The sequence below is a fragment of the Bacillus sp. FSL K6-1012 genome, from assembly GCF_037964915.1.
Lineage (GTDB): Bacteria > Bacillota > Bacilli > Bacillales > Bacillaceae > Bacillus > Bacillus halotolerans.
In genome coordinates this window covers 334,143-356,913 of the sequence record NZ_CP150175.1, presented here as the reverse complement: position 1 = coordinate 356,913, position 22,771 = coordinate 334,143, and the positions used below count along the sequence as shown (strand labels likewise).

Genomic DNA, 22,771 nt, shown 5'->3' with positions numbered 1-22,771 from the left:
CCTTGTTTTGTTTTATTCTTCTTTTGACGCAGCTGTTTGTTCGCGCACCTGCTTTTGTTTGTTGATATAGTGAATGATAAATGTTACCGCAAATGCAGCGATAATGATAATGAAGAATACAGAATGCGGCATTTCATAATGGAAAGCGCTCCCTGCCATTTTCAGCGCGATAATTCCGATTAACACGAATGCTGTGTTTTCAAGCTCAGGGATTTTATCGATCAGCACAAGGAATACTTTTGCGACTGTACGCATCATTAAAATACCCAGCATACCGCCGATCAAAAGAACCCATACTTTTTCAGACACCGCAAACGCGGCCAAGATGCTGTCCACAGAAAAGGCAAGGTCCATCAGCTCAACTGAAATAACAGTTGCCCAGAAGATACCGAATGTACGGACCATCCAAGAGTTTTTCTTAATACCGTCTGCTTCCTCTTCTTTTTCGCCGATCCAGAAGTGCTTAATGACGAGCCAAGCCAGGTAAAGCGCGCCAAGCACTTTGATCCACCAGAATTTAATGAGAAGCATACCGAGTCCGATGAATATAAATCGGAAAATGTACGCTCCGAATAAACCATACGTTAACGCTTTTTTACGCTGTTTTTCCGGAAGATGTTTTACCATAACCGCAAGAACTAACGCGTTATCGGCCGATAAAAGGCCTTCCAGTACAACAAGGGAACCGATCAGACCCCAAGAAACCGGATCAGTCAGAACTTCCCCCCACATTTTCCAATCGAAAAATGAAGCATACGTAGACATGATGTGATGTAAAAATTCCAAGTTTTTTCCTCCTATTAATTGAAAACGGTGACTGCTTTATTTGTCACTCGCTTACACCTGCAAACCGTAGTTCCGGCATAATGAAGCAAGGCCGCCGGAAAAACCGCTGCCGATCGCATTGAACTTCCACTCGTTTCCGTGTCTGTACAGCTCACATACGACAACGGCTGTTTCAATGGAGAAATCTTCTCCCAAATCGAAGCGAAGAAGCTCATTTTGAGTCTCTTCATCTGCAACGCGTACAAACGCGTTTGACACTTGTCCAAAGTTTTGGCTGCGTGCTTCCGCGTCATGAATTGTAACTGTGATGCCGATTTTCTCAATGTGAGCAGGGATTTTTGAAAAATCAACGATGATCTGCTCATCATCTCCGTCGCCTTCACCGGTGCGGTTGTCACCCGTATGGATGACACCGCCGCTCGGGTGCTCAAGGTTATTATAGAAGACGAAATCGAGATCATTCACACAGTTATCATGCGCATCCACTAAAAAGGCTGAAGCATCCAGGTCAAAATCGTGTCCGCCTGAGTACTTATTTGTATCCCAGCCTAAACCGATCACCGCTTTTGTGAGTCCCGGATTTGTTTTCGTTAAGTCAACACGCTGTCCTTTTGCTAATTGAATGGCCATACTGCCTCTCTCCTTTCTGCTCTTCGTAATATGTCTTAACCGACTTGCAAGCCGTAGTCTGTTGCGATGCGGGCAAGACCGCCTTGGTAGCCTGAGCCGATAGCAGAGAATTTCCATTCGCCGTTGTGTCTGTAAAGCTCTCCAGCGATAATTGCCGTTTCAATAGAGAAATCTTCCGCAAGATCGTAACGAATAAGCTCTTCATTTGTTTCTTCATTGACAATGCGTACAAACGCGTTTGACACTTGTCCAAAGTTTTGGCTGCGCGCTTCCGCTTCGTGAATCGTGATAACAAATGAGATTTTGTCGATATTCGCAGGTACGGCGCTGAGATTGACTTTTACATTCTCGTCATCACCCTCGCCAAGACCTGTCAGGTTATCGCCTGAATGAACAACTGAACCGTTTCCGCCTTCAAGCTGGTTATAGAAAATAAAATCATTTTGACTTGCGCATTTTCCAGACGCATCTAAAAGAAATACACTTGAGTCAAGGTCAAAGTCATGACCGCCGTCATACTTATTCGTATCCCAGCCTAAACCGACAACAACCTTTGAAAGACCCGGATTTGTTTTTGTTAAATCTACTTTTTGTCCTTTTGCCAATGAAATTGCCATGTTTCATCCACTCCTTTTTCTTTTATACGTACCGGTTGACAATATCTTCTAATCTCGTATCGTTTGTGCCTTCGCCAACCGCCGCGAATTTCCACTCGCCGTCCTGGCGGTAGATTTCAGCCGTAATCAGGCTTGTTCTGCCGGCATAATTGTCTTTCAAATTGTATTTGAGCATTTCTTCATGATTCGATTGATCAACAACACGGATAAAAGCATTTTGAATCATGCCGAAATCCTGTTTTCTTCTCACGCAATCATAAATATTCACAACAAATACAAGCTTATTAATGTTGGCAGGCACTTTCGCCAAATCAATTAAAATCTGCTCATCATCGCCCGCTCCGTCGCCTGTCAGGTTGTCACCTGTGTGCTTGACACTGCCGCAGCGGCTTTTCAGGTTTCCAAAATAAATGACATTTTTCTTATCAGTGAATTTGCCGTTTTCCAGCATCAGCACTGATGCGTCACAGTCAATATTTGGTCCGCCTCCGCCGAGCAGCTTTCCAAAAAAGCCGCCGCCTGATGAAACCGGGTCCCAGCCGAGACCGACCATCAATTTTGACAGACCCGCTTTTCCTTTTGTTAAATCAATTCGCTGACCTTTTTCTAAAGAAATTGCCACACGATTCACTCCTAATCATCGAAATGTGAATATAGTCACATTTATTTTTACGTACAAACGTAACTTGAGTATGCCGTAAATTATTAATATATACGTTTTTTATTATATCAAAGTTTCGTAAAAGTTAAGAATAATTGACGAAAATCCTCGAAAAAAATCTCCCATATTTGATATATGTTTTGCAAATCATATGAATGGCGGATCTTAAACAAACCATTTGACGTGAGCGAGTCATTTTGCCTATTCTTGTATCACATTCTAAAAAGCAACGGAAAGGAAGCGGCCTTTTGATTCATTTAAGCATACTTGATCAGGCACCTGTTTCTAAAGGAGAAAGCCCCGTGACAACCCTTCAGCATTCGGTCGAGCTGGCCGGACGAAGTGAAGAATGGGGCTATAAGCGTTATTGGTTTGCCGAACACCACAGCACGAAAGGACTGGCAAGCACGGCACCGGAAATTATGATCGCCCGTATCGCGGCTCACACAAACAAGATTCGTGTCGGGTCTGGCGGTGTGCTTCTGCCTCAGTACAGCCCGTTTAAGGTGGCCGAGACCTTTCGCCAGCTTGAGGCCTTGTATCCGAACCGGATTGACCTTGGCCTCGGGCGTTCGCCGGGCGGAACGACGAAAACCCGGCTCGCATTAACCGACGGCATCAAAAAAAGCTTAACCGATTTTAACAGACAGCTTCAGGATGTCTCTTATTTTCTGACCGATTCGCTTCCCGCCGGGCATCCGTATGCCGGGATCAAAGCGGCTCCTCTTATTGACACAGCACCGGAGCTTTGGGTGCTTGGATTAGGGGAGAACAGCGCAAGGCGAGCGGCCCATCAGGGAATCGGATATGTGTTTGGGCATTTTATCAACCCTGAACGAGGGGAAAGCGCGTTTCGTATCTATCGTGAAAACTTTCAGCCATCAGCCCATTTCACATCTCCGGCCGCACTGTTTACGATCTTTGTCATTTGCGCAAAAACAGATGAAGAGGCAGAGGAGCTCGCGTTAAGCCAGGACTTGTGGCTTCTTCGCGTCGGGAAAGGCTTGGACAGCAGGGTGCCAAGCATTGAGGAAGCGAAAGCATACCACTATAATGAATCAGATAAAAACCAAATACGAGAAAACAGAAAGCGCATGGTCATCGGTTCTCCAAGCACTGTAAAACAGCAGCTTTTAGAGCTGGCGGACCGCTATGAAACAAATGAAATTATGGTTCTTTGCAATGTGTTTGATTTTGAGGCGAAAAAAGAATCATATGAACGTCTTGCCGGGTTATTTCTATAAAAAAAGCAGTTTTTCCCAAAGGAAAAACTGCTTTTTATTTTTATCTGTGCCCTTTTTTACGCTGGGTTTCTTTTTTGATAAACGTCCATATCCCCTGAACTGCAAATCCGATCAGGAGCAGAACAATTAACAGCAGGGTAATGGAAGGCCCTGGCGGTGTGCCGAGCTGATAAGATGATGTCAGTCCCATAAATACACTGAATAAGGAAATGAGTATGGCTGACATAAATACCATGTTAAAGCCTTTTGCGATTCTAATGGCGAAAGCTGCCGGCAATACGAGCAGTGCCGATACGAGCAGTACGCCGATAATCGGAATAATAACTGAGATCGCAAGACCAGTGACAATGCTGAATGACATCGACAGAATGTTTGTATTGATTCCGGAAGTTTTGGCTGTTGCTTCATCAAATGTCAGCAGGTAGAGCGGCCTTTTCAGCACGATAAAATAAAGCAGGATCAACAATGTAATGATGCCGATAATATAGACCTGCTGCTGGTTAACCGTCACGAGCGACCCGAATAAGTACTGATCAATGCTCATATTGGCGGCGCCTTTCGAAAGGCTGATTAAAAACATCGCAAAGGACAAACCCGCCGCCATTAAGATGGCAATGGATACTTCCGAGTATGTCCGGTATGCCCGCCGCATGTATTCAATTCCGACCGCGCCGACAGTCACAACGACTATGCTCGCCGCGGTAATATTGGTGCTGAGGAAAAAGCCAATGGCAACACCCGACAGTGAAATATGCGAGAGTGTGTCAGCCATTAAGGCCTGCCTTCTAAGCACAAGATATACCCCTAAAATCGGGGCCATGATGGCGATCATGCCGCCTGCTAGAAAAGCTCGTCGCATGAATTCCAAGTCAAACATTTCCATCCGCCTTTTTCTCCTCTCTCTAATCGAATCACTTTATCTAAAAATTGCTGGACTTCATTTTGTTCATGAGTGACCATCACAACTGTGCGGTTGTGATTTTTCACCAAGTGGTGCATGAATTCGTAAAACCCTTTTCTGCTGTCATAATCAACCGCTGTGGTCGGTTCGTCCAGCATTAAGAGATCGGGATTGCTGGCAAGCATTCTGGCAATACAGATTTTCTGTTTCTGGCCGCCCGACAAGTCACCGATTTTCCGGTGGCGAAGCTCCCACATTTCCACCATTTTCAGGGCTTTTTCTACTTCGATATGATCTTCTTCATTCAAACGTTTAAACCATTTCCCTTTTGTGTACCGGCCGGATTGGACAAGCTCAAGCACGGTGCTCGGAAAACCTGCATTAAATGAAGAAATTTGCTGCGGGACATACCCTATAGTCAGACGTTTTCCTTCTGCATTCTTTTTACTGATTGTTACCTTGCCTTCCCACGGTTTCAGCATGCCGAGCATCACTTTTATCAGCGTTGATTTAGAAGCGCCGTTTGGACCTGTGATGCCGACAAACTCGCCGCTTTCAATATCAAGAGATACTTTATCCAACACAGGCGTGTGGGAATAGCCAAAAACGATATCTTTCAATGAGACGAGATTCATGTCAATCTTCCTTTCTCACAAAGAAATAGTGTGCACCCTCCGGCGCACACTATCTTTTTATTTATCCAATAGTGAATCTTTCAGGGCATCGAGGTTTTGCTTCATGATGTCGATGTACCCTATACCTTTATCCTGTTCTTCTTTGCTTAAGCCTTCCAGCGTATTCAGCACTTCTGTTTTCGCGCCGATTTCACTGGCCAGTGTATCTGCAACCTTGGAGGATGCAATTTCTTCAAAATATATAATGTTCACGTCATGCTCTTTCGCATACGTTTTCAGTTTTGCTAAGTCAGCTGCACTCGGCTCTTGTTCAGGAGAAAGCCCCGCAATCGGAACCTGAGTCAGGCCGTATTCTTTTGCCAAATAGCCAAAAGCTGTGTGCTGTGTGATAAATTCTTTCTTCGCCGCTTTTTTTACGGTTGTACGATATAGTTTATCAAGATCCTGCAGTTTTGCAATATATTCTTTACTATTTTTCTCATAGTATTCTTTGTTATCCGGGTCTTGCTTCACGATTTGCGCAGTAATATTTTCAACTTCCTTTTGCGCTAAAACAGGGCTGAGCCATACATGAGGGTCCATTTCATGGCTGTGTTCATGCTCTTCGTGATCTCCGTGTTCATGTTCATGTTCGTGTTCTTCTTCAGAGCCCTCCATTAAATCGATGCCCTTGCTCGCATTTACGAAAACCGCATGATCTTGGCCCATGCTTTTTTCAGTTGAAGGAACCCAAGTTTCCATGTATTCGCTATTATAAACGAACAAATCTGCGTCCTGAATACTTGCAATATCCTTCGGCGTCGGCTCCCAGTCGTGCGGTTCGACAGAAGACGGAATTAAAAGATCCACATCGCCCTTATCTTTCACAATTTGTTTCGTAAATTCATACATCGGGTAGAACGTCGTGACAATGTGCAGTTTATCACTCTTTGAATCCGCTGACCCTTTCGTTGATGAGTTGCCGCATGCCGCGACCAATAAGAAGCACGCTGCAATCACAAACAAACCGCTCCATTTTTTAAACATAACGATATCCCCTCTTTTTCACAATGACTTTAAATCAAAATGATAACGATTTTGTAATCCTTAATAATAATAAACCGAAGTCATTACGTTTTGCAAGATTAATTTTATGTTGACGCTATGTTTTTATTCTTCCCGCGTGCAGCGCGGATATATGTACTGAAAAACCCGGCAAACTGCGCCGGGCTGACTTCTTATTCTCTTGTGTTCAAAAGATATACTCTGCTCTCGTAAGGCTGAAACACCATTTCATCAGCAATATCACCGTTGTTTTTATAATTGCTGAGTAAAAGGGACGCCTGATCCTTGCTGCAGCACTCCGGCCATTGGAATACAGCCTGCTCTTTTGAAAAATTATTCACCGCCAAAAGCTTTTGCCGGCCGTTCTCTCTGACGTATACAAACAGCTGCGGATCATCTGGGAGCAAGAGATCGTAGCTTCCTTTTATGAGATCTGCATACTGCTTTCTCAGGCTGATCACCTTTTTGTAATAGGCTAAAATGGAATCTGGGTCTGCTTCCGCTTCCTCGGCATTGATGGATGCATAGTTCGGATTGACCTTCAGCCATGGCGTTCCGTCCGTGAATCCGGCATTCTTCCCGCTGCTCCATTGCATCGGCGTCCGGGCATGATCCCGGCTTTTGGCCAAGATAGAAGTCATCACTTCTTCAGGATCATAGCCGTTTTCAAACACCCGTTTATGATACATATTGATCGTTTGGATATCTTTGTAGTCCTCAATTCTCGTAAACGGCGCGTTTGTCATGCCGATCTCTTCTCCTTGATAAATATACGGCGTGCCTTTCATAAAATAAAGGACAGTGGCAAGCATTTTCGCAGATTCATTGCGATATCTCCCTTCATCTCCGAAACGGGAAACGATCCGCGGCTGGTCGTGGTTGCACCAAAACAGAGTATTCCAGCCTTTATGTTCAAGCGTCTTCTGCCACTTTGTTAATACAGATTTTAAATCAGAAAGCTTTAGGGGCTTCAGATCCCAATGTTCTTTTCCCGGCTGCTGGTCAAGCTCCATATGCTGAAAGTGAAAAATCATATTCAGTTCATGCTTATCAGTTCCCGTATATGTCAAGCCTTCCTCCGGTGTGACAGAGCCAACCTCACCGACCGACATGACATCGTATTGTGAAAATACTTCGTCTGTCATCTCTTTTAAATAGTCATGGATGCGTTCGCCGTTCGGCTGGAAGGGTTTCGGTTCTGCACACTGATTGACGTAGTCCTCATGTGAAGGAAGGAACTCTTTCTTTGAGATCAGATGAAGCTGGTCTATACGCAAGCCGTCGACCCCTTTATCGAGCCAAAACTTCATCATGTCATATACCGCTTGGCGAACGTCAGGGTTTTCCCAGTTTAAATCAGCTTGTTTGACGGCATTCATGTGCAGATAATATTCGCCAGTGTGCTCCTCATATTGCCAAACCGGACGTCCGTAGTCTGACACCCAGTCTGTCGGCGGGCCATCTTCGGTTCCGGGACGCCAAAAGTAATAACTGCGGTACTTGCTGTTTTTGTCCAGCTCCGCTTCTTTAAACCACGGATGCTCGACTGAGGTGTGATTTAGGACAAAATCCATGACAAGCTTTAAGCCGCGCTGATGCACCTCGTCAAGCAGATCATGAAAATCCTCCATCGTGCCGTAAGACTCCATAATCGTCTTATGGTCAGTCACATCATAACCGTAATCAACATTTGGAGAAGGGTAGATGGGACATATCCAAATCACATCTGCCCCAAGCTCCTTTATGTAGTCCAGCCGGGAAATCATTCCCCGCAAATCCCCGATCCCATCTCCATTACTGTCCTGAAAACTTCTTGGATATATTTGATAAACGACTGCATCCTTCCACCAGTCTTTTTTCATCCCGCACTCCCCCCTGTTTTTTTCTTTCTACTCGAGCTGAGACGGATAAAGTGTCATTCCCCCGTCTACAAACAGTGTTGTGCCGGTGACATAACTCGCTTCTCCCGATACGAGCCAAGCCGCTGCAGCCGCCACTTCTTCCGGTTTTCCGAAGGCTTTCATCGGAATTTTTTTCAATTGCTTTTGTCTGTTTTCTTCTTTTTTCGTGTCGACGTTGGACTCTGTGGCGATAGTGCCCGGTGCTATCGCGTTAACGCGAATTCCCTTGTCTGCATAGTTAAGCGCCAGCGTTTCCGTCATCATCTTGATGCCGCCTTTAGAAGTTGAGTATTGAACATTGACTGGGCGCGGAATCTGCTGATGAACACTTGAGATATTGAGCACATTGCCTTTGATATTGTTCTTCATCATGTGATTGAGCGCGGCTTTTGCCCCCATAAAGGTTCCCGTTACGTTTACATCAATGACCCTTTGCCAATCTTCAAGGCTCATCTCATGCGGCATGGCTTCTGTACCGTTGAAGCCTGAATTGTTCACCATTACATCAAGCGTGCCAAAGTGTTCTAAAGCGGCATCCATCAGCGCCTGAATCCCTTCTTCCTTTGACACGTCCGCTTCGACTGCGACGGCTTTCCCTCCATTTTGCTTAATGATGTCCACTGTTTCATCGGCTCCTGACGGATCATTATGATAATTCACCACCACATTCATTTTCTCGCGGCCAAAGCGTTCCGCAATGGCTTTCCCGATTCCTTTTGAAGAGCCTGTTACGATGGCTGTTTTCCCGATTAAGTCTTTATACATAAATGATGTCCTCCTCTGATTTTCCATTGTGTATCTGGAAAATACCCCATTTTTCCGGGTTGAAAACAGCATAAAAAAAGCAGAGAACCTTTTCGGTTCTCTGCCATCTCTTATTGGAAGCGCTGCTCGGCAAGTGTCTTTTTTATGTCCATCAGCCTGCGGTAAAAGAAAGCGGCTGACTCATAATTTTGCTGCTGATTGAAGCGTTCTGCCGCATCCAGCAGCAGCTCCTCTGCATCAGCGAGAAGCTGGCGGGATTCGAGAAGATCAAAGCATTCTTCGAGTACCTTCCTGTCGCCGCTGCCAAGATAAAGCTCGTGAATAAGGCGGAATTTTGTTAAGTACATGTCATCCGCCCATTCCGCCGCGCTTTTTACCCCGTGTTGATACGTCTCTATTGCTTTGTCATATTTTTCTTCTTTACAGTAGATATGTGTCAGTGAAAATACAGCTTGAACGGTCTGCTGAAATTTGTGCTCTTCAAAAATGGCGGCGGCCTTCTTGAAATAGCCCTCCGCTTCGCTAAGATCTCCCAAGCTGTACTTACAGTGGCCTACGTTATAATGAGCGGCGGCAATCATATATGCTTCCTCAAGCTGCCTTGCATGATCCAAAGCGCTGCACAGGTGCTTGAGCGCCTTTTCATGATGGTAGACATCCGTCAAATTTCCGGCAATGATAAATTCACACTGCACACGGCGGCGGCCGTACAGTTCGTATTTCGTATAGATATCAAGCGCCTGGCTTGCATAATTCATCGAAAAATACGTTTGTTTGATGTGATAATACACTTCTGCGACCTTAAAAAGAAATTCAGCTTTTTCAATCTCATCTTCCACATACTCCAGCTTTTCCTCGGCGTGCTTATAATGATCGATGGCTAAAATGAAATTTTTCTGCTTAAATTCGTACATCCCTCTGAAATAGTAAAAATAATATTCTAATAAGCCCGTCAGTTTTTGCTGATTGCTTTCAATTTCGTTCAGCATGTCAGAGAACGGAGGCTCGGTGTCGCTGTCTTTCACCGGCATCAGCTTGTCCAGCATGATCCGATGCCGAAATTCCATCAAAGAAAAATATAATAGTAAATCCTGATTTTCTTCCATATCTTCTAATTCGTACTCGATCTCCTGCTTTAACGCTTCTGCTTTATCTGCTTCAAACGCACGAATGTGTTTGTACCATTCGTTTAGTTTTACCGCCACTTCTTCAGATGGAATCTTTGCTCTCAATGATCTGCCTCCTTCCTCCTGCTACTATTTATGTTATATTTTATCATAGCTATTCTCTTTTAGAGAGAGTCAATGGCTTAAAACATAACATTCAGCACCTCATGAGAAAGTGAGACCGGTATGAAATTAATAGCAAAAACATCCTTCATCTTATGCCTCCTGTTTGTGGCGGACCTTTGTTTTTCATATGTGCGGCACGCATGGCACGCTCAAACCGCTCTGCAGGACAGGCCTGTTCCTTCCGCTCTTGATCCGATTGTGAAGCAGAATGCCGACACCCTCAAGGCTGCCGCATCAAATAAAGGCATCTCGATCGTGATTACTGAAGGATTCAGATCCTTCAAGGAACAAGACGAATTATATAAGCAAGGACGCACAAAAAAAGGGAATATTGTCACCTACGCAAAAGGAGGGGAATCGTATCATAATTATGGTTTGGCGATTGATTTCGCTCTTCAGAAAAAGGATGGCAGCATCTTATGGGATATGGATTACGACGGCAATCAAAACGGGAAATCAGATTGGCTGGAGGTCGTCACCATCGCTAAAAAACTCGGATTTGAGTGGGGCGGGGATTGGGAACGGTTCAAGGATTACCCTCACTTGCAGATGATTCCTGACTAGACACCTCACAGCCTCTTCTTTTTTCTTTTATGCGCATCAATATATGAAGGATAAATCGGCTTATACACAAGCTTATAATGCTGATGGCTGCCTGCTGAAAAATCAGGCTGCCACTCCAGCTTCACATCAAACGCTGATAAAAATGCTTCTCTCGCTTCGTCAGCTGAAACATCCGGTTTGTGGTTGATTGTTTCTAATTGCTCTGGGTCTATATCCGGAGCCATAAAAGCGTCAACTTTTCCTGTTTCCGGGTTGACGATGATGCGGGCAGCACCGAACCGCAGCGGTATTCCTTTATACCAGACAGAAAAATGATTGCGGACCCTGCCTCTTTCATCGATTCGGATTGGATTCACTCTGAAAAACTCATCAGCTCTCGGATAGAGTGCGTACAAAAACTGAAGCGCTGTCTCTTGGCATTCTTCCATTGAGTAATGTGCAGAACCCTGTAGTTCCATAAAAGAAATAGCTGCTTTTAATTTTCCTGTTTTTTTATCAGTCTTCATTTTGATTGTATTTTTATTTCTCGTCGCAAAATAGCTTCCTATGCTTAAATCCTTTCGCTCCGGCGCACTGCCTTTGCGCCAAGTGCTTCCAAGTTCCTCTCCGAAGTCCTTTTCACCGACTTTTTTCATATCAGGGGTAAATCCCAGCATTCCATATATATCGGTTCCTTCTTTTTTTTCAAGCGGCGGGAGAGGCGCCCCGTTTTCCGTTCTTTCATCCGATATATGCTGGTCAGGCACGATTTCATCTACATCCGCTGGATAGCTGTAACCGGGCAAAATCGGTTCATAGACGAGTCTGGGCGACTGTTCATCATCAATGACGTCATACATGAGCCGTAAAGACATGGTATTGACATAATGGGAAATGACCTTCTCTTTCTCTACGAATTCCTTTGGGATGTCGGCTTTGTTCCCTTGTCCGTAATATAAAAAATGGACAATCTGTCCGCTGCGGGTGATATCTATTAAAAATCCTGAATTAGGAAGCGAGAGGCCCAGCTGTTTTTTTGTATAAACAAACCGGATGTGATGCCCTCGTTCTTCCTTGGCTTGAAAATGAAATTTCATAAATGTGGCCGGATGGTGGGCTGCGGCAAACTGAAGAGCTGTCAGCTTCAGCTCGGCATCTGGGAGCTTTTTGTCCTGCTCGAGGCCGGCGGCTGTTGAAAATGTGAGCAAAGCACCGTCGTTCGAGAGTTCCACGATAATTTGCTTTTCCGGATCTTCGGGGTCCTTCCAAATGAAGTATGCATGCCCCTTCTTCTTTTGTTTTTGAGCATAATCTTCGATCTCAAGCTCATAATGCGGCGGTACATTTCCGATCTCTTGCGCCTTCTTTTTCAGCTGTTTGTTTACCAATGAAGTCATCCTTTCAAAGAGTCTACGACAAAGAGAACCTTGTTTATTATATAAAAAGACCCTTCTTCTTTTAAAGTGAAGAAAGGTCCTTTTCTATTAAGGAAACTGGGTTTCCATATCCTTTCTATTACTTTTTTCACACACCAGCCAGTACACACGCTGAAAATGTGTGACTTTTGACTGTTTTACAATGCACTTATGACAGCCTCACCAGTATGGGCATCAATCAATCTCGGATATACCGGGTTGTAGACGAGCCGGTAGCTGTTTTCTTCATCTTCTTCGTATTCTCTCTTCCAGCCAAGCTCGACTTTAAAATGGCGCCAAAAGATAGACTTGGCTTGTTCCGGTGAAATGGATGGAACAGGGTCAATCGCTTGGAGCACTTCAGGGTCAATGTCCGGTCCCATGTAAACGGTAATAAGTCCTGTCTGGCGGCTGACGCAGATTTTGACCTGCCCAAACCGAAGCGGAACTCCGTTACAGTGCACGTCAAACGTAAAGACGGCTGACGAGCTTTCTTCATCCTGTTCAGCGTATTTGATCTTAAAATATTGATCAGCATTCGGAAACAACGCAAACAGAAAACGAATGGCGATTTTTTCGCACTCTTCCTCGCTTACGGTATACGGCCCTTTTTCGTCTATAAACGACATAACACCTTCAAGTTTTCCGGTTTCTTTGTTATGGATGGTTTTCAGCATTTGGTGAATCCGTCCTCTTAACCAGCTGTCCATGCTTTTATCCGCCGGTTGATACACAGGATTATCCGGATTCCGCCAGACGATCCCGATTCTCCCATCCCCTAGATCCGTTTCCCGCTCTTTGACTAAGCCTTTTTCGACCCCGATCATGCTGCCAGGATCGGCCTTTTCGTGAATGCCCTCGAATAAAGGGAGAGGAAAGCTTTCCCGCTCCCTGTAATCGTCATTATCAAATTCTTTTTCTTCTCGAACCAAATCAGCAGGCACAGCAATGCCCGCGTTTTCAAACTCATACACCAAATGCGGCTGATCGTCTCCGTTTTTGTAGACAGAGCGATGAAGGATCTCAAACAGGAGAGTGACATCTACATCTTTCTTGAAATAAGCCAGTGCTTCTTTTTCATCTGCGACCTGTTCCGGCTTGATTATATTGCACGCTTTCCCGTAATACCGAAAATACACCACCTCCCCTGATAAGGAGACATCAGCCATAAATCCGCTCATAGGAAGCGGCAGCCCGTCTTCCATTTGAACATATGAAAACCTTACTTTATCATCATACGCCTCATCATTTTCTTCACGGACAAATGCAGACGGAGTTTCAGGATAATGAGAGTTCACGAACTGAATCAAGATATCCTCTATTTGGTCTTCGGACAGCTTCTCATCGCTTTCAAGCTCAATATCACGAGAAAGCCCTTCCAGCTGTCCGTCCGGTCCAAGCTCTACGATGATCCCTTTGTGTTCATCCTGCGGATCTATCCAGCAAAAATACGACCTTTTCCGTTCATCACCATAATCTTCAATTTCCAGCTTTAAGTGTGTCGGCACACGGCCGATTTCCAGTGCTTTTTGTTTCAATTCCTCTTTTTTCACCAAGGCGGCCCCCTTCTTCGTTCGAATGTCACCCTTCGACTGATCACAAAGTAATAGTCTAATATACACAAATTTCTGTGTTTTCCAGTTTTACCAGAACATTTTTCACCAAAAATAGTATGATGAACCTATTCAATATAAAAGCTAATAATCTTAAAATTAATTCCGTTGCAACTTTTTATAGGTCATCAATCGCAAAGAAGGACGGAGTTTCCATAAATCTGGGTAAAACCGTGAGAAAAGAACCGATTTTTTTGGCTGGATGATGTCAATCCATTCAAAAAAATCCAATTCTCGAAGACAAAAGACTCCCCTTTCCTAAAACCATTTGAGGAGGAAAAATGAATGTTTCAGAAAAAAACGTACGCTGTTTTCCTTGTTCTCCTGCTGATGCTGTTTACAGCTGCTTGTTCCGGAAGTAAAACAAGCGCGGAGAAGAAAAATTCAGAAACAGAAAAAAGCGCAGATATAGCTCAAGTTAAGATCAAAGATGTCTCTTATACACTTCCGTCTCAGTATGATAAGTCAACTTCAGATGATCAGCTCGTGTTAAAGGTAAATGTCGCTGTGAAAAACACAGGGAAAGAACCGCTTAATGTAGACAATATGGATTTCACTTTGTATCAGGGTGATACCAAAATGTCTGACACAGATCCTGAAGACTATAACGAAAAGCTGCAGGGCAGCACGATTAACACTGACAAATCCGTTGAAGGAAATCTTTTCTTCGTTGTAGATAAAGGCGAAAAATACGAGCTGAATTATACGCCGGAATCTTACGGTGATAAGAAGCCAAAATCAGTTACATTCAAAATTGATGGAAAAGACAAAAAAATCCTTGCGACAGCAGATCAGCTCCAAGACTCTGCGAAAGCTTTATCGGCATATATAGATGTCCTTCTTTTCGGTAAAGATAACAAAGATTTCGAAAAAATCACCGGCGCTAACAAAAATGAGATTGTGAACGACTTTAACGAGTCAGCAAAAGACGGCTACCTCTCAGCATCAGGCCTTTCAAGCACATATGCGGACAGCAAAGCGCTTGATAATATCGTGAACGGCATTAAAGCGGGATTAAGCAAAAACTCATCGATTCAAGCGAAAACAACTTCAATCTCTAAAGACGAGGCAATTGTTGAAGCCACAGTTAAACCTGTAGATGCATCTTCTCTTTCAGACCGTATCGAAGACAAAGTGAAAGACTACTACAGTAAAAACTCTAGTGCTAGCTATGAAGAGGCAGTGAAATACGCGCTTCAAGTCTATCCAGAAGAGTTCAAAAAGCTTGGCCCGGCTTCAAGTGAAAAAACAGTTGAAGTGAAAATGAAGAAAAATGACATCGACCAGTGGCAGCTTGATATGGACGATTACAGAGCAGCAGAATTAGTTGAAGCATTCATTAAAGAATAAACATCAAAAGGAAATAGCCCCAGGGCTATTTCCTTTTTTATTTAAAAATCCTGCTGATGAACTCTGCTTCATCATCCGTCAGTTCAACATCTAAGGTTTTTAGGTTAGCCTTCAGCTGTTCCGGGCGCTTAGCACCTGGAATGATGGCGTCTACAGCCGGTCTCGTTAACAGCCAAGCCAAGGCGACATGAGCCGTTTCCGCATTCTTTTCCTCAGCTACCGCTTTGAGCTTGTCCACTTTTTTCAGGTTTTGAATAAAGGTTTCTCCCTGGAATTGCGGGTTGTTCTTTCGATTGTCGTCAAAGGCATCATCTTTTGTAAACTTTCCGGTCAGCAGCCCGGATGCGAGCGGGAAGTACGGAATAAAGGAAATCCCGTGTTTTTCACAGTATGGGAGCAGCTCCTTCTCAGCATCACGCTGAATTAAAGAGTATTCTGACTGAAAGACCTCCAAATAGCCGTCCGCATTAAATTCCTGCAATTGCTGATAATTGAGGTTCGAAGCCCCGATCGCTTTGATTTTCCCTTCATCCTTCAGTTCCTTCAGCGTGCCCGCGACTTCCGCAAGAGGTGTCTTGCCATCCGGAAAATGAACATAATACAGATCGATGTAATCTGTCTTCAGCCGCTTCAGGCTCTTTTCTACCTCGCCGCGAAGAAAATCGCGGCTGTTGTCTAATTCAATGCGGCCGTTTACTTCTTTATGGGCTCCTTTAGAGGCGATAATGAGCTGATCCCGGACACCGTGTTCATGAACGACCTCACCGATTAATTCTTCGGATCGCCCCAATCCATATATAAAGGCGGTATCGATAAAGTTCACGCCGCCGTCCAGTGCCGTGCGAACCAAGTCCTTGCCAGTTTCATCATTCAGATTCGGAAACAGATTATGCCCGCCGACCGCATTTGCGCCGAATCCGATCCGTTTCACCTGTAAATTCGTTTGCCCAAGTGCACGTGTTTGATCCATTGTCCCTTCTCCTTCCGAAAAGATTTGATGAAAAATAGCGCAGGTTCCACTTTCTGTATTAGATATCCTTTTTCTATTTTCCTTCTTTTTTCAGCATACACAAAAAGGAGAAAGTGTATTTCTGCTTTTGCAAGTTTATTTTGGCAGAACCCATTTGTCTTTTAAGAAGCAGGCTCTGGCCAGTAAAAAGAAAATGGCGATGAGCACGACGATGGTTCCGCACGTGTATAGAATGGCAGCCGGATTTATCATCCCGAATAACAGCTGTTTAAATAAGGCGTGCAGGTTTAGGAATGGGATGAAAAAGTAGGATAGATCGATTTGATTCGGCGCCTTATTGAAGATGAAAAACATCGGGAATATAGGCAGAAAGACGACAAGAGACATATAGCTCTGCGCTTCTTTTACCGTGCCGGAAATGATGCTGATCATAAGCTCCATTGCGGCGATCAGCATTGCAGAAAGCACGATGATCAAAGCTGAAGCTCCGATAATGACCCATAAGTGATCTCCCAGCTGAAAGGCTGTTCTTAACTTTTCCGTAAATAAGACGGTGCACAGAATCAGAAAGATCAGTGACAATACGCCAGAGGCTATCCCGAAGGTAGAAACCGCAAGCCACTTGCCGACTAACACTTTGTTTCTGCTGACCGGGGTTAACAGCAGCGCTTCTATGGATTTCCGGTCCTTTTCTCCGGCAATAATATCAAGAGCGATCGGCATGGCACCGGAAACGATTGATGTTAAAAGCAACATCGGAAGAATGGCGGAAAGCATGATCGCGGAAACGCCTTGCTCTTCATCTGCTTCTTTTTGCTGAACCGAAAACGGCTGGATCACCGAGTGGTCAATATGTTTACTCGTTAAACGTTCTTGCACAATTTCATTTTTGTACTGCTCTAAGGCAGATTGCACAAGCTGCATAGCATTTGATGAACCTTGATCGACCGAGCTGCCGTAAACGTCAACCTCAAAAGATGTCATACTGGTGATATAAGAATCAAACTCTTTCGGGACGTTCAGATACACATCCGCTTTGCCGTCATCGACCGCCTGTTCAGGTTTTGCGAATGTCTTTACACTGATTTCGTCAATCGCATTCAGCTTATGTTCCAGCTCAGACGGCAGGGACTGGCCGACAGCGATCGTGTACTGCTCCCCTTTGCCCGAAAGCATGCTTTCGTAGAAAAACACAAGGCCCAGCATCGTAATCATCGGAACCAAGATCGTCAGTAAAATTGTTTTTCTGTCCCGTAATGCATCGATCATCTCTTTTTTATAAATCTGTCCTACCATTTATGAAACCCCCCTGACCAGCTTAGACATAAAGATGTAGTTCAAATCGTCGCTGCGTTCGCTCTCGTATAGTGTTTCAAGTGCTCCTCTGTAAATGACCTCTCCGCTGTGCATCATAATGACACTGTCACAGAGCGCCTGCACCTCCTCCATAATGTGGCTGGAGAACAGGATGGTTTTGTGTTCTCTTTTCAGCTGCTGAATAAATTCACGAAAGATATTGCTTGACGTAATATCTAGTCCTGTCGTCGGCTCATCAAATAAAATGATATCCGGATCGTGAATCAGCGCCCTGGCAATGGCGACTTTCTGCCTCATTCCTTTTGAAAACCCGCCCACTCTCCGGTCCATATAATCACGCATGCCGAACCGTTTTGATAAATCTTCTATTCTCGCTTTGATTTCGTGGCGGTTCAGCCCGTACAGCCGGCCAAAGTACTGTAAATTTTCTTTTGCAGTCATCCGGTCATAGAGTCCTGTTTCTCCCCCGAATAAGACGCCGATTCGTTTCTTGACCTCCGCCGGCTGCTTGGCCGTGTCAAAGCCGTCTACTGCGATCGTGCCCTGTGTCGGTTCAAGCAGGGTCGCGATCATTCTCAGCATCGTTGTTTTGCCGGCTCCGTTTTCTCCGAGAATGCCGACGACTTCTCCTTTTTGAATCGTTAAGCTTACATCACGCACAGCTTTGACTACTTTTTTCTTATCTGTAAACCTGCGGCTGCAATCCGTCAGTGTAATCATGTCACAATCTCCCTTTTTGTTATTTCTAGTAATGACTATATACGAAAAGCTGGATTTGTTGGATAAAGTTGTCGCGAAGAGTTCTTTTTATGTCGCGAAATGGGATAAAATAAAGGTGATTCTATTTAACTAGGGGAATGATAATGGTAAAAGTCGGACTAGTCGATGATTATCGAGTAGATTTAGAGAAGCTGGAAGCAATCGTGTCCAGAATGCAGGATGTCGAAATTGTCTTTGCCACCGATTCGGCGGAGGAAGCTTACAGCCGGGTGAAGAACGGGGACATTGATCTTCTGCTTGCCGATATTGAGATGCCTCACATGTCAGGCTACGAGCTGGCGGATTTAATCAGATCTCATTCGCTGGATGTGGATGTGATTTTCGTCACCGGCAACAGCGGCTATGCGGTTCACGCATTTGATCTGAACGTCCACGACTATATTATGAAGCCGTACCACGCCGATCGTCTCAGCTCTTCCTTCGAACGTTATTTCAAAAAGAAAACGGAAACGAGCTTGAACGGGCGGATTTTGATTAAACAAAAATCTAAAATGCATGTGCTGCAAAAGAAGGATATCATTTTCGCCGAACGCACAGGACGGTCGACGACGATTGTGACAACAGCTGAAGAAGTGCAAACGTATCAAACATTAAACGATATTAAAGGCGATCTGCCGGAGAAGGATTTTCTTCGTTCGCACCGCTCCTTTATTATCAACATTCATTACATTAAGCATTTTTCCGCTTATACGAAGCATTCGTTTACGGTTTCGTTTGAGGGAACATCTAAAAAAGCGATGATTACCAAGCAGCAGCTTGATTATTTTCAAAACTATTATTTTTGAGGAGCGCAGGTTGTGATAACTCTGTTTCAATGTCTTTATTTGTTTTTATTCAGTTTCCTATTTTATCAGTCGGCTGCCATTATATCGCACAGCACAGCCGTTTCTTGGCTCGCCGCTGCTTTAGGCGCGGCGGCAGCGGTTTTATACATATGGAAAACGAAGCCTATGCGGGATCGCTGTCCGCTTCAGCTCTATTCATGTATCGCCGTGATTCACATTCTGTCGGCGGCGTTTTTGCTGATCGCCCCCTCTGGATTGGCACTGCTGCTTGTGATTGTGATATTCGCAACGTGTGAATGGCTCCGCATCGGGCTGTGCCGCTCGCTGACAAAGCTTTTTGAACAAATCGATCGGCTGACTCAGGCTGAACAGCACGCCAATCGAATGCTGATGGATGTCAGGAGCCGGAATCACGATACAATGAAGCATATCACAGCGCTCAGCTCGGCGCAGTCAGAGCCGGACACACAAACATACATAAAACATTGGGCGGGCCAGTACAGTCAATATGACCGGTTTTTGAAAGGAGAGAGTGCGTACATCGCAGGGGTGCTGTATGACTTTCTGGAAAAAGCAAACGCTTCGAATGTGAACGTTTCACTGCATTTGCATACACCGCTTTCTTCCCTCCCTTTCTCTCCCGCTGATCAGGTCAGCCTGGCCGGCAACATATTAGAAAATGCGCTCGACAGCGCTGCAGAGGCCCCTGAGAAAGCGGAGATCAAGCTGGAGACAACACTGCGAAGCGGGCTTTATGTGCTGATTTGTGAAAATACAACACCCGGCATGGAACCGAAAGTGCTCGATACACTGTATCAGTCATTCGGCCATACGACGAAAAGCGGCACTCATGAAGGAATCGGCACTTATGTGATCCAAAAGCTGGTGAACCAAGCTTTTGGCAAGCTTGATTTCACATATCGCCACCCTGTCTTCCGTTTAGAAATCAAAATTCCGTTCCAAAAATAAAAAACCTTGAAAAGCTTGGCTTTTCAAGGTTTTTTGTTCGTCATTAAGATGTTAATGATTGTGCAAAGCGATCCGCTTCATCTTGAAGCGTGCTTTCAATTTCTTTGTAGCGGCTTGAAATCGTTGATGCGCTTACGCCGTATTTTTTCGCCAGTTTGGCTTGGGAAACGGTTGCGCCGTTAAGTGAGATTGCATTCACATAATATTCAACTGCCGCCGCAAAAGCTTCCGGCTTTCTGATGACAGGTGATTTTTTCTCGCAGAACGATTTCCAAATGTCAATGACTGCCGGAATCAGCTCATTCGGATATCCATCTCCGCTCATGCCTTTTTCGATCGCCGCCGCTGTTTCTTTCTCCATGTCGTTTGCCCACTCAACGCTGCTTTCTTGAACAGGCTCCGCTTGCTGCGGCTGTTCATCTTTTTCAGCTAACAGCGCAAAAAGTACGTTGTTGAACTCCTGCTTCATGAAGTCCTCCGGCGTTTTGCCGTTTTTCACTGCAGCATCCGCATATGTCTTCACCTTGCTGATCAGCTCTTCCGTTCTCTTCACTGGGAAGATTGTGAACTGCATGAAGAATTCCGCTTTTTCCGCTTCGTGAATCGGATAGCCGAGAATCAAGCTTCCCACTGGAGGGAGGTCTTGACTTGTGACGTCCATTTCCACGTCGAATTGTTTTTTCGTAATGACATCTTCAAAATGAATAACTGCTTCTTTCATATCCTTCAGCAGCAATAAAGCAGGCGTCATGCTCTTCCAAGATTCAACGATCTCACGTGTTTTCGGGCGGGTGATCGAATCGCCTTTTTTCTGAAGGTACTCTTCAAAGATCGTTTTGTCACCAGCGAGCGGGTGAAAGAAGATTCCCCAGATTCCTAAATTAAATACACTGATGTCCTTTGTCTGCCTGTCCATAGAAGAAAGAAAATCATGCTGGTTGATAAAACCTGAAATGCTTTCTCTATGTACTGTGAAGGCATACTCCACTAAGTCTTCCTGAATTTGTTTTGCTTCTTTTGCCGCTAATTCTGTCGGGAAGTCGACAACTTTATTTCCGCAGCATTTTTTATATTTCTTACCGCTGCCGCATGGGCAAGGGGCATTTCTTTTCACTTTTCCCACAATAAACCCTCCGAATTCTGTTGTAACTTTTCTATTTTAACAAAAATAACTTCTGAGGGCTTGGTTTCGGGCTAAAAAAGAATTTGGTAATGTGACAGCCTGGTTCATTATGTAAATTTACCTATGACTTTTTCATCAACTTTTGTGATTTAAGACTTATAACCTATTCCCACTTTAGGCCCTTCTTTTTTACAATCGTTAGGTGTTTATCTAAAATTTTTAAGGAAGTGTTTATGTTGGAACTAGCTGGTTTTATGCTGCGTGCCTGCGCTCTTGTGCTTGACGTGATCATTGCGGCCGCAGTGATTTTAGCATCCGGATTTATGTTTGGCGACGGGTCCGCTGGCGTCATCGTTGTCGCCATATTGATGCTGCTTGTGTATCCTTTGCTGATGCCGCTGACAAATTGGAAGGGTACGCTGGGCAAAAAAATCATCGGGCTGCAAATCGTGAGAGATGAAACACACGAGAAAATCTCCCTCCCTCAGGCCATTGTCCGTTACCTGATAGCGTGGGTGCATGTGTTTTCCCGCCTGATCTATTTAACAGCCGCATTTACGAAGAAAAAACAAACCGTTCATGATATGGCTGCGAAAACAATTGTGCTGAAAGCAGAATAACCTTGAAGAATAGGATTCTTCAAGGTTATGTTTCTCATTAGTTCGTATTTTGTCCGCCGCCGTTCAGCCCTTCTTTAATCAGGCTGTTGACTTGGCTGCTGTACAGAAGGCCGATATGTCCGACACCGTTGATACGAACATTTTTTGCCCCTTCTAAATTAGACAGATAGTTCATAACAATCATGTCCGCCGAGCTGTAAATGGACGTATATAAAATCTTTTGATTTGGGTCCGTTCCCGGAAGCGCCTTGTTTGAAACGAGACGGTTCGCGCCGCCAAGCGTTACGACGTTTTCAATTTTATTACCGCCGTCCAGTTTTTTTATGTAATAAAGCGTGTTGGCGCCCCCCATGCTGTGAGCGACAATGTCCACTTTTTTCGCACCGGTTTCATCTAATACCTTTTGCACAAAACGTGATAATACTGGGCCGTTGTTTAGGTTATTGCCTGTCTTGTCCCAAAAATCTACAGCATACAGCTTGTCCCGTGACCAGCCTTGTGATGCCAAATACGTTTTAATACCGGCAAAGTTAAAAGAAGCTCCGCCAATTCCGTGAACCATCACCACCGGATTATGTTCAGCGGCTTTCGCTGACGGCTGCATCGCAAACATGGATGTAACTGACAGCGCAACAATTGTTACAAGTGCAATGATCTTACCTCTTAAAAGTTTCATATTTTCCTCCTTTTTTTGTAACAAATTCTTAAATTATAATACTTTGCCAAATTAATTAAGTAAAGGGTAAATTTGACTTATTTTTAAAGAAATTTTAAGGTTGAGAGAACATTTCAGCTGTTTATGATCCCGAA

The 22,771-nt window shown here is 44.5% G+C and carries 23 protein-coding genes and 1 pseudogene; 7 read left to right on the top strand and 17 right to left on the bottom strand.

Annotated elements, in window-relative coordinates; translation table 11 throughout:
- Positions 1-12: 12 nt before the first annotated feature.
- Genes NSS75_RS02000 through NSS75_RS01985 form a run of 4 tightly spaced genes read right to left on the bottom strand, consistent with a single transcriptional unit; the run spans position 13 to position 2,655 of the window.
- The gene (locus tag NSS75_RS02000) at positions 13-786 is read right to left on the bottom strand and encodes a TerC family protein (protein WP_024120125.1); all 774 of its coding nucleotides are present in this window, start codon (positions 784-786) and stop codon (positions 13-15) included.
- Positions 787-837: 51 nt separating this feature from the next.
- The gene (locus NSS75_RS01995; RefSeq protein WP_010332927.1) at positions 838-1,416 is read right to left on the bottom strand and encodes a TerD family protein; all 579 of its coding nucleotides are present in this window, start codon (positions 1,414-1,416) and stop codon (positions 838-840) included.
- A 35-nt stretch (positions 1,417-1,451) separates the two neighbouring features.
- Positions 1,452-2,033: a TerD family protein gene (locus NSS75_RS01990; protein ID WP_010332926.1), complete on the bottom strand. Its 582-nt coding sequence runs from the start codon at positions 2,031-2,033 to the stop codon at positions 1,452-1,454.
- Positions 2,034-2,055: 22 nt separating this feature from the next.
- Positions 2,056-2,655: a TerD family protein gene (locus NSS75_RS01985; protein WP_010332925.1), complete on the bottom strand. Its 600-nt coding sequence runs from the start codon at positions 2,653-2,655 to the stop codon at positions 2,056-2,058.
- 287 nt (positions 2,656-2,942) lie between these two features.
- On the opposite strand from NSS75_RS01985, the gene NSS75_RS01980 reads away from it, so the two are divergent.
- A complete protein-coding gene (locus tag NSS75_RS01980) occupies positions 2,943-3,938 on the top strand; it encodes an LLM class flavin-dependent oxidoreductase (RefSeq protein WP_216394831.1) in 996 nt (331 codons plus the stop codon).
- A gap of 40 nt (positions 3,939-3,978) precedes the next feature.
- Here the strand turns inward: NSS75_RS01980 and znuB are convergent, their stop codons facing one another.
- The 6 genes from znuB to NSS75_RS01950 all read right to left on the bottom strand — a co-directional run bounded on the left by znuB (position 3,979) and on the right by NSS75_RS01950 (position 10,416).
- Positions 3,979-4,821 carry a zinc ABC transporter permease ZnuB gene (gene znuB, locus NSS75_RS01975; protein WP_024120123.1) on the bottom strand — a complete coding sequence of 281 codons (843 nt, stop codon included), beginning with the start codon at positions 4,819-4,821 and terminating at the stop codon, positions 3,979-3,981.
- Positions 4,779-5,474: a zinc ABC transporter ATP-binding protein ZnuC gene (gene znuC, locus NSS75_RS01970; protein WP_024120122.1), complete on the bottom strand. Its 696-nt coding sequence runs from the start codon at positions 5,472-5,474 to the stop codon at positions 4,779-4,781. The genes znuB and znuC overlap by 43 nt, the downstream gene beginning before the upstream one ends.
- 57 nt (positions 5,475-5,531) lie before the next feature.
- Positions 5,532-6,500, bottom strand: a complete 969-nt coding sequence (locus tag NSS75_RS01965) for a metal ABC transporter substrate-binding protein (protein WP_024120121.1) — start codon at positions 6,498-6,500, stop codon at positions 5,532-5,534.
- Positions 6,501-6,691: 191 nt separating this feature from the next.
- Positions 6,692-8,380, bottom strand: coding sequence for an alpha-glucosidase (locus NSS75_RS01960; RefSeq protein WP_213418272.1), 1,689 nt, complete (start codon positions 8,378-8,380; stop codon positions 6,692-6,694).
- 27 nt (positions 8,381-8,407) lie between these two features.
- Complete coding sequence (locus tag NSS75_RS01955; protein WP_024120119.1) at positions 8,408-9,184, bottom strand: SDR family oxidoreductase; 777 nt, start codon at positions 9,182-9,184, stop codon at positions 8,408-8,410.
- A gap of 110 nt (positions 9,185-9,294) precedes the next feature.
- On the bottom strand, positions 9,295-10,416 hold the full coding sequence (locus NSS75_RS01950) for a Rap family tetratricopeptide repeat protein (RefSeq protein ID WP_024120118.1): 1,122 nt from the start codon (positions 10,414-10,416) through the stop codon (positions 9,295-9,297).
- A 120-nt stretch (positions 10,417-10,536) separates the two neighbouring features.
- On the opposite strand from NSS75_RS01950, the gene NSS75_RS01945 reads away from it, so the two are divergent.
- Positions 10,537-11,040: a M15 family metallopeptidase gene (locus NSS75_RS01945; protein WP_024120117.1), complete on the top strand. Its 504-nt coding sequence runs from the start codon at positions 10,537-10,539 to the stop codon at positions 11,038-11,040.
- Between the two features lie 5 nt (positions 11,041-11,045).
- Here NSS75_RS01945 and NSS75_RS01940 read toward each other — a convergent pair whose 3' ends face one another.
- Both NSS75_RS01940 and NSS75_RS01935 read right to left on the bottom strand, forming a co-directional pair.
- Complete coding sequence (locus tag NSS75_RS01940; RefSeq protein WP_188323504.1) at positions 11,046-12,407, bottom strand: YcdB/YcdC domain-containing protein; 1,362 nt, start codon at positions 12,405-12,407, stop codon at positions 11,046-11,048.
- 185 nt (positions 12,408-12,592) lie between these two features.
- On the bottom strand, positions 12,593-14,014 hold the full coding sequence (locus NSS75_RS01935) for a YcdB/YcdC domain-containing protein (RefSeq protein WP_339237533.1): 1,422 nt from the start codon (positions 14,012-14,014) through the stop codon (positions 12,593-12,595).
- Positions 14,015-14,174: 160 nt separating this feature from the next.
- On the opposite strand from NSS75_RS01935, the pseudogene NSS75_RS01930 reads away from it, so the two are divergent.
- Both NSS75_RS01930 and NSS75_RS01925 read left to right on the top strand, forming a co-directional pair.
- Positions 14,175-14,309 (top strand): annotated as a pseudogene (locus NSS75_RS01930) (hypothetical protein).
- A gap of 23 nt (positions 14,310-14,332) precedes the next feature.
- Complete coding sequence (locus tag NSS75_RS01925) at positions 14,333-15,397, top strand: DUF4352 domain-containing protein (RefSeq protein ID WP_024120114.1); 1,065 nt, start codon at positions 14,333-14,335, stop codon at positions 15,395-15,397.
- Positions 15,398-15,434: 37 nt separating this feature from the next.
- Here the strand turns inward: NSS75_RS01925 and NSS75_RS01920 are convergent, their stop codons facing one another.
- The 3 genes from NSS75_RS01920 to natA all read right to left on the bottom strand — a co-directional run bounded on the left by NSS75_RS01920 (position 15,435) and on the right by natA (position 18,404).
- Complete coding sequence (locus tag NSS75_RS01920) at positions 15,435-16,367, bottom strand: aldo/keto reductase (protein WP_024120113.1); 933 nt, start codon at positions 16,365-16,367, stop codon at positions 15,435-15,437.
- Between the two features lie 135 nt (positions 16,368-16,502).
- On the bottom strand, positions 16,503-17,663 hold the full coding sequence (locus NSS75_RS01915; protein WP_103672206.1) for an ABC transporter permease: 1,161 nt from the start codon (positions 17,661-17,663) through the stop codon (positions 16,503-16,505).
- Positions 17,664-18,404, bottom strand: coding sequence for a sodium ABC transporter ATP-binding protein NatA (gene natA, locus NSS75_RS01910; protein ID WP_024120111.1), 741 nt, complete (start codon positions 18,402-18,404; stop codon positions 17,664-17,666).
- 143 nt (positions 18,405-18,547) lie between these two features.
- On the opposite strand from natA, the gene natR reads away from it, so the two are divergent.
- Both natR and NSS75_RS01900 read left to right on the top strand, forming a co-directional pair.
- Positions 18,548-19,249, top strand: a complete 702-nt coding sequence (natR, locus tag NSS75_RS01905) for a two-component system response regulator NatR (RefSeq protein WP_024120110.1) — start codon at positions 18,548-18,550, stop codon at positions 19,247-19,249.
- Positions 19,250-19,261: 12 nt separating this feature from the next.
- Complete coding sequence (locus NSS75_RS01900; RefSeq protein ID WP_024120109.1) at positions 19,262-20,218, top strand: GHKL domain-containing protein; 957 nt, start codon at positions 19,262-19,264, stop codon at positions 20,216-20,218.
- A gap of 43 nt (positions 20,219-20,261) precedes the next feature.
- On the opposite strand, the gene NSS75_RS01895 is transcribed toward NSS75_RS01900, so the two are convergent.
- Positions 20,262-21,341 carry a helix-turn-helix domain-containing protein gene (locus tag NSS75_RS01895; RefSeq protein ID WP_326365649.1) on the bottom strand — a complete coding sequence of 360 codons (1,080 nt, stop codon included), beginning with the start codon at positions 21,339-21,341 and terminating at the stop codon, positions 20,262-20,264.
- A 236-nt stretch (positions 21,342-21,577) separates the two neighbouring features.
- Between NSS75_RS01895 and NSS75_RS01890 the strand changes: the two genes are divergently transcribed.
- Complete coding sequence (locus NSS75_RS01890) at positions 21,578-21,961, top strand: RDD family protein (protein ID WP_024120107.1); 384 nt, start codon at positions 21,578-21,580, stop codon at positions 21,959-21,961.
- 37 nt (positions 21,962-21,998) lie between these two features.
- Here the strand turns inward: NSS75_RS01890 and NSS75_RS01885 are convergent, their stop codons facing one another.
- A complete protein-coding gene (locus tag NSS75_RS01885) occupies positions 21,999-22,637 on the bottom strand; it encodes a triacylglycerol lipase (RefSeq protein WP_095714483.1) in 639 nt (212 codons plus the stop codon).
- Between the last annotated feature and the right edge of the window lie 134 nt (positions 22,638-22,771).

Bases quoted from the DNA above. Each gene is read 5' to 3' on its own strand.
- NSS75_RS01995 (WP_010332927.1), bottom strand. From the start codon at position 1,416: ATGGCCATTCAATTAGCAAAAGGACAGCGTGTTGACTTAACGAAAACA.
- NSS75_RS01915 (WP_103672206.1), bottom strand. From the start codon at position 17,663: ATGGTAGGACAGATTTATAAAAAAGAGATGATCGATGCATTACGGGAC.
- NSS75_RS01965 (WP_024120121.1), bottom strand. From the start codon at position 6,500: ATGTTTAAAAAATGGAGCGGTTTGTTTGTGATTGCAGCGTGCTTCTTA.
- znuC (WP_024120122.1), bottom strand. From the start codon at position 5,474: ATGAATCTCGTCTCATTGAAAGATATCGTTTTTGGCTATTCCCACACG.
- NSS75_RS01990 (WP_010332926.1), bottom strand. From the start codon at position 2,033: ATGGCAATTTCATTGGCAAAAGGACAAAAAGTAGATTTAACAAAAACA.
- NSS75_RS01955 (WP_024120119.1), bottom strand. From the start codon at position 9,184: ATGTATAAAGACTTAATCGGGAAAACAGCCATCGTAACAGGCTCTTCA.
- NSS75_RS01920 (WP_024120113.1), bottom strand. From the start codon at position 16,367: ATGGATCAAACACGTGCACTTGGGCAAACGAATTTACAGGTGAAACGG.
- NSS75_RS01960 (WP_213418272.1), bottom strand. From the start codon at position 8,380: ATGAAAAAAGACTGGTGGAAGGATGCAGTCGTTTATCAAATATATCCA.
- NSS75_RS01945 (WP_024120117.1), top strand. From the start codon at position 10,537: ATGAAATTAATAGCAAAAACATCCTTCATCTTATGCCTCCTGTTTGTG.
- natR (WP_024120110.1), top strand. From the start codon at position 18,548: ATGGTAAAAGTCGGACTAGTCGATGATTATCGAGTAGATTTAGAGAAG.
- NSS75_RS01885 (WP_095714483.1), bottom strand. From the start codon at position 22,637: ATGAAACTTTTAAGAGGTAAGATCATTGCACTTGTAACAATTGTTGCG.
- znuB (WP_024120123.1), bottom strand. From the start codon at position 4,821: ATGGAAATGTTTGACTTGGAATTCATGCGACGAGCTTTTCTAGCAGGC.
- natA (WP_024120111.1), bottom strand. From the start codon at position 18,404: ATGATTACACTGACGGATTGCAGCCGCAGGTTTACAGATAAGAAAAAA.
- NSS75_RS01925 (WP_024120114.1), top strand. From the start codon at position 14,333: ATGTTTCAGAAAAAAACGTACGCTGTTTTCCTTGTTCTCCTGCTGATG.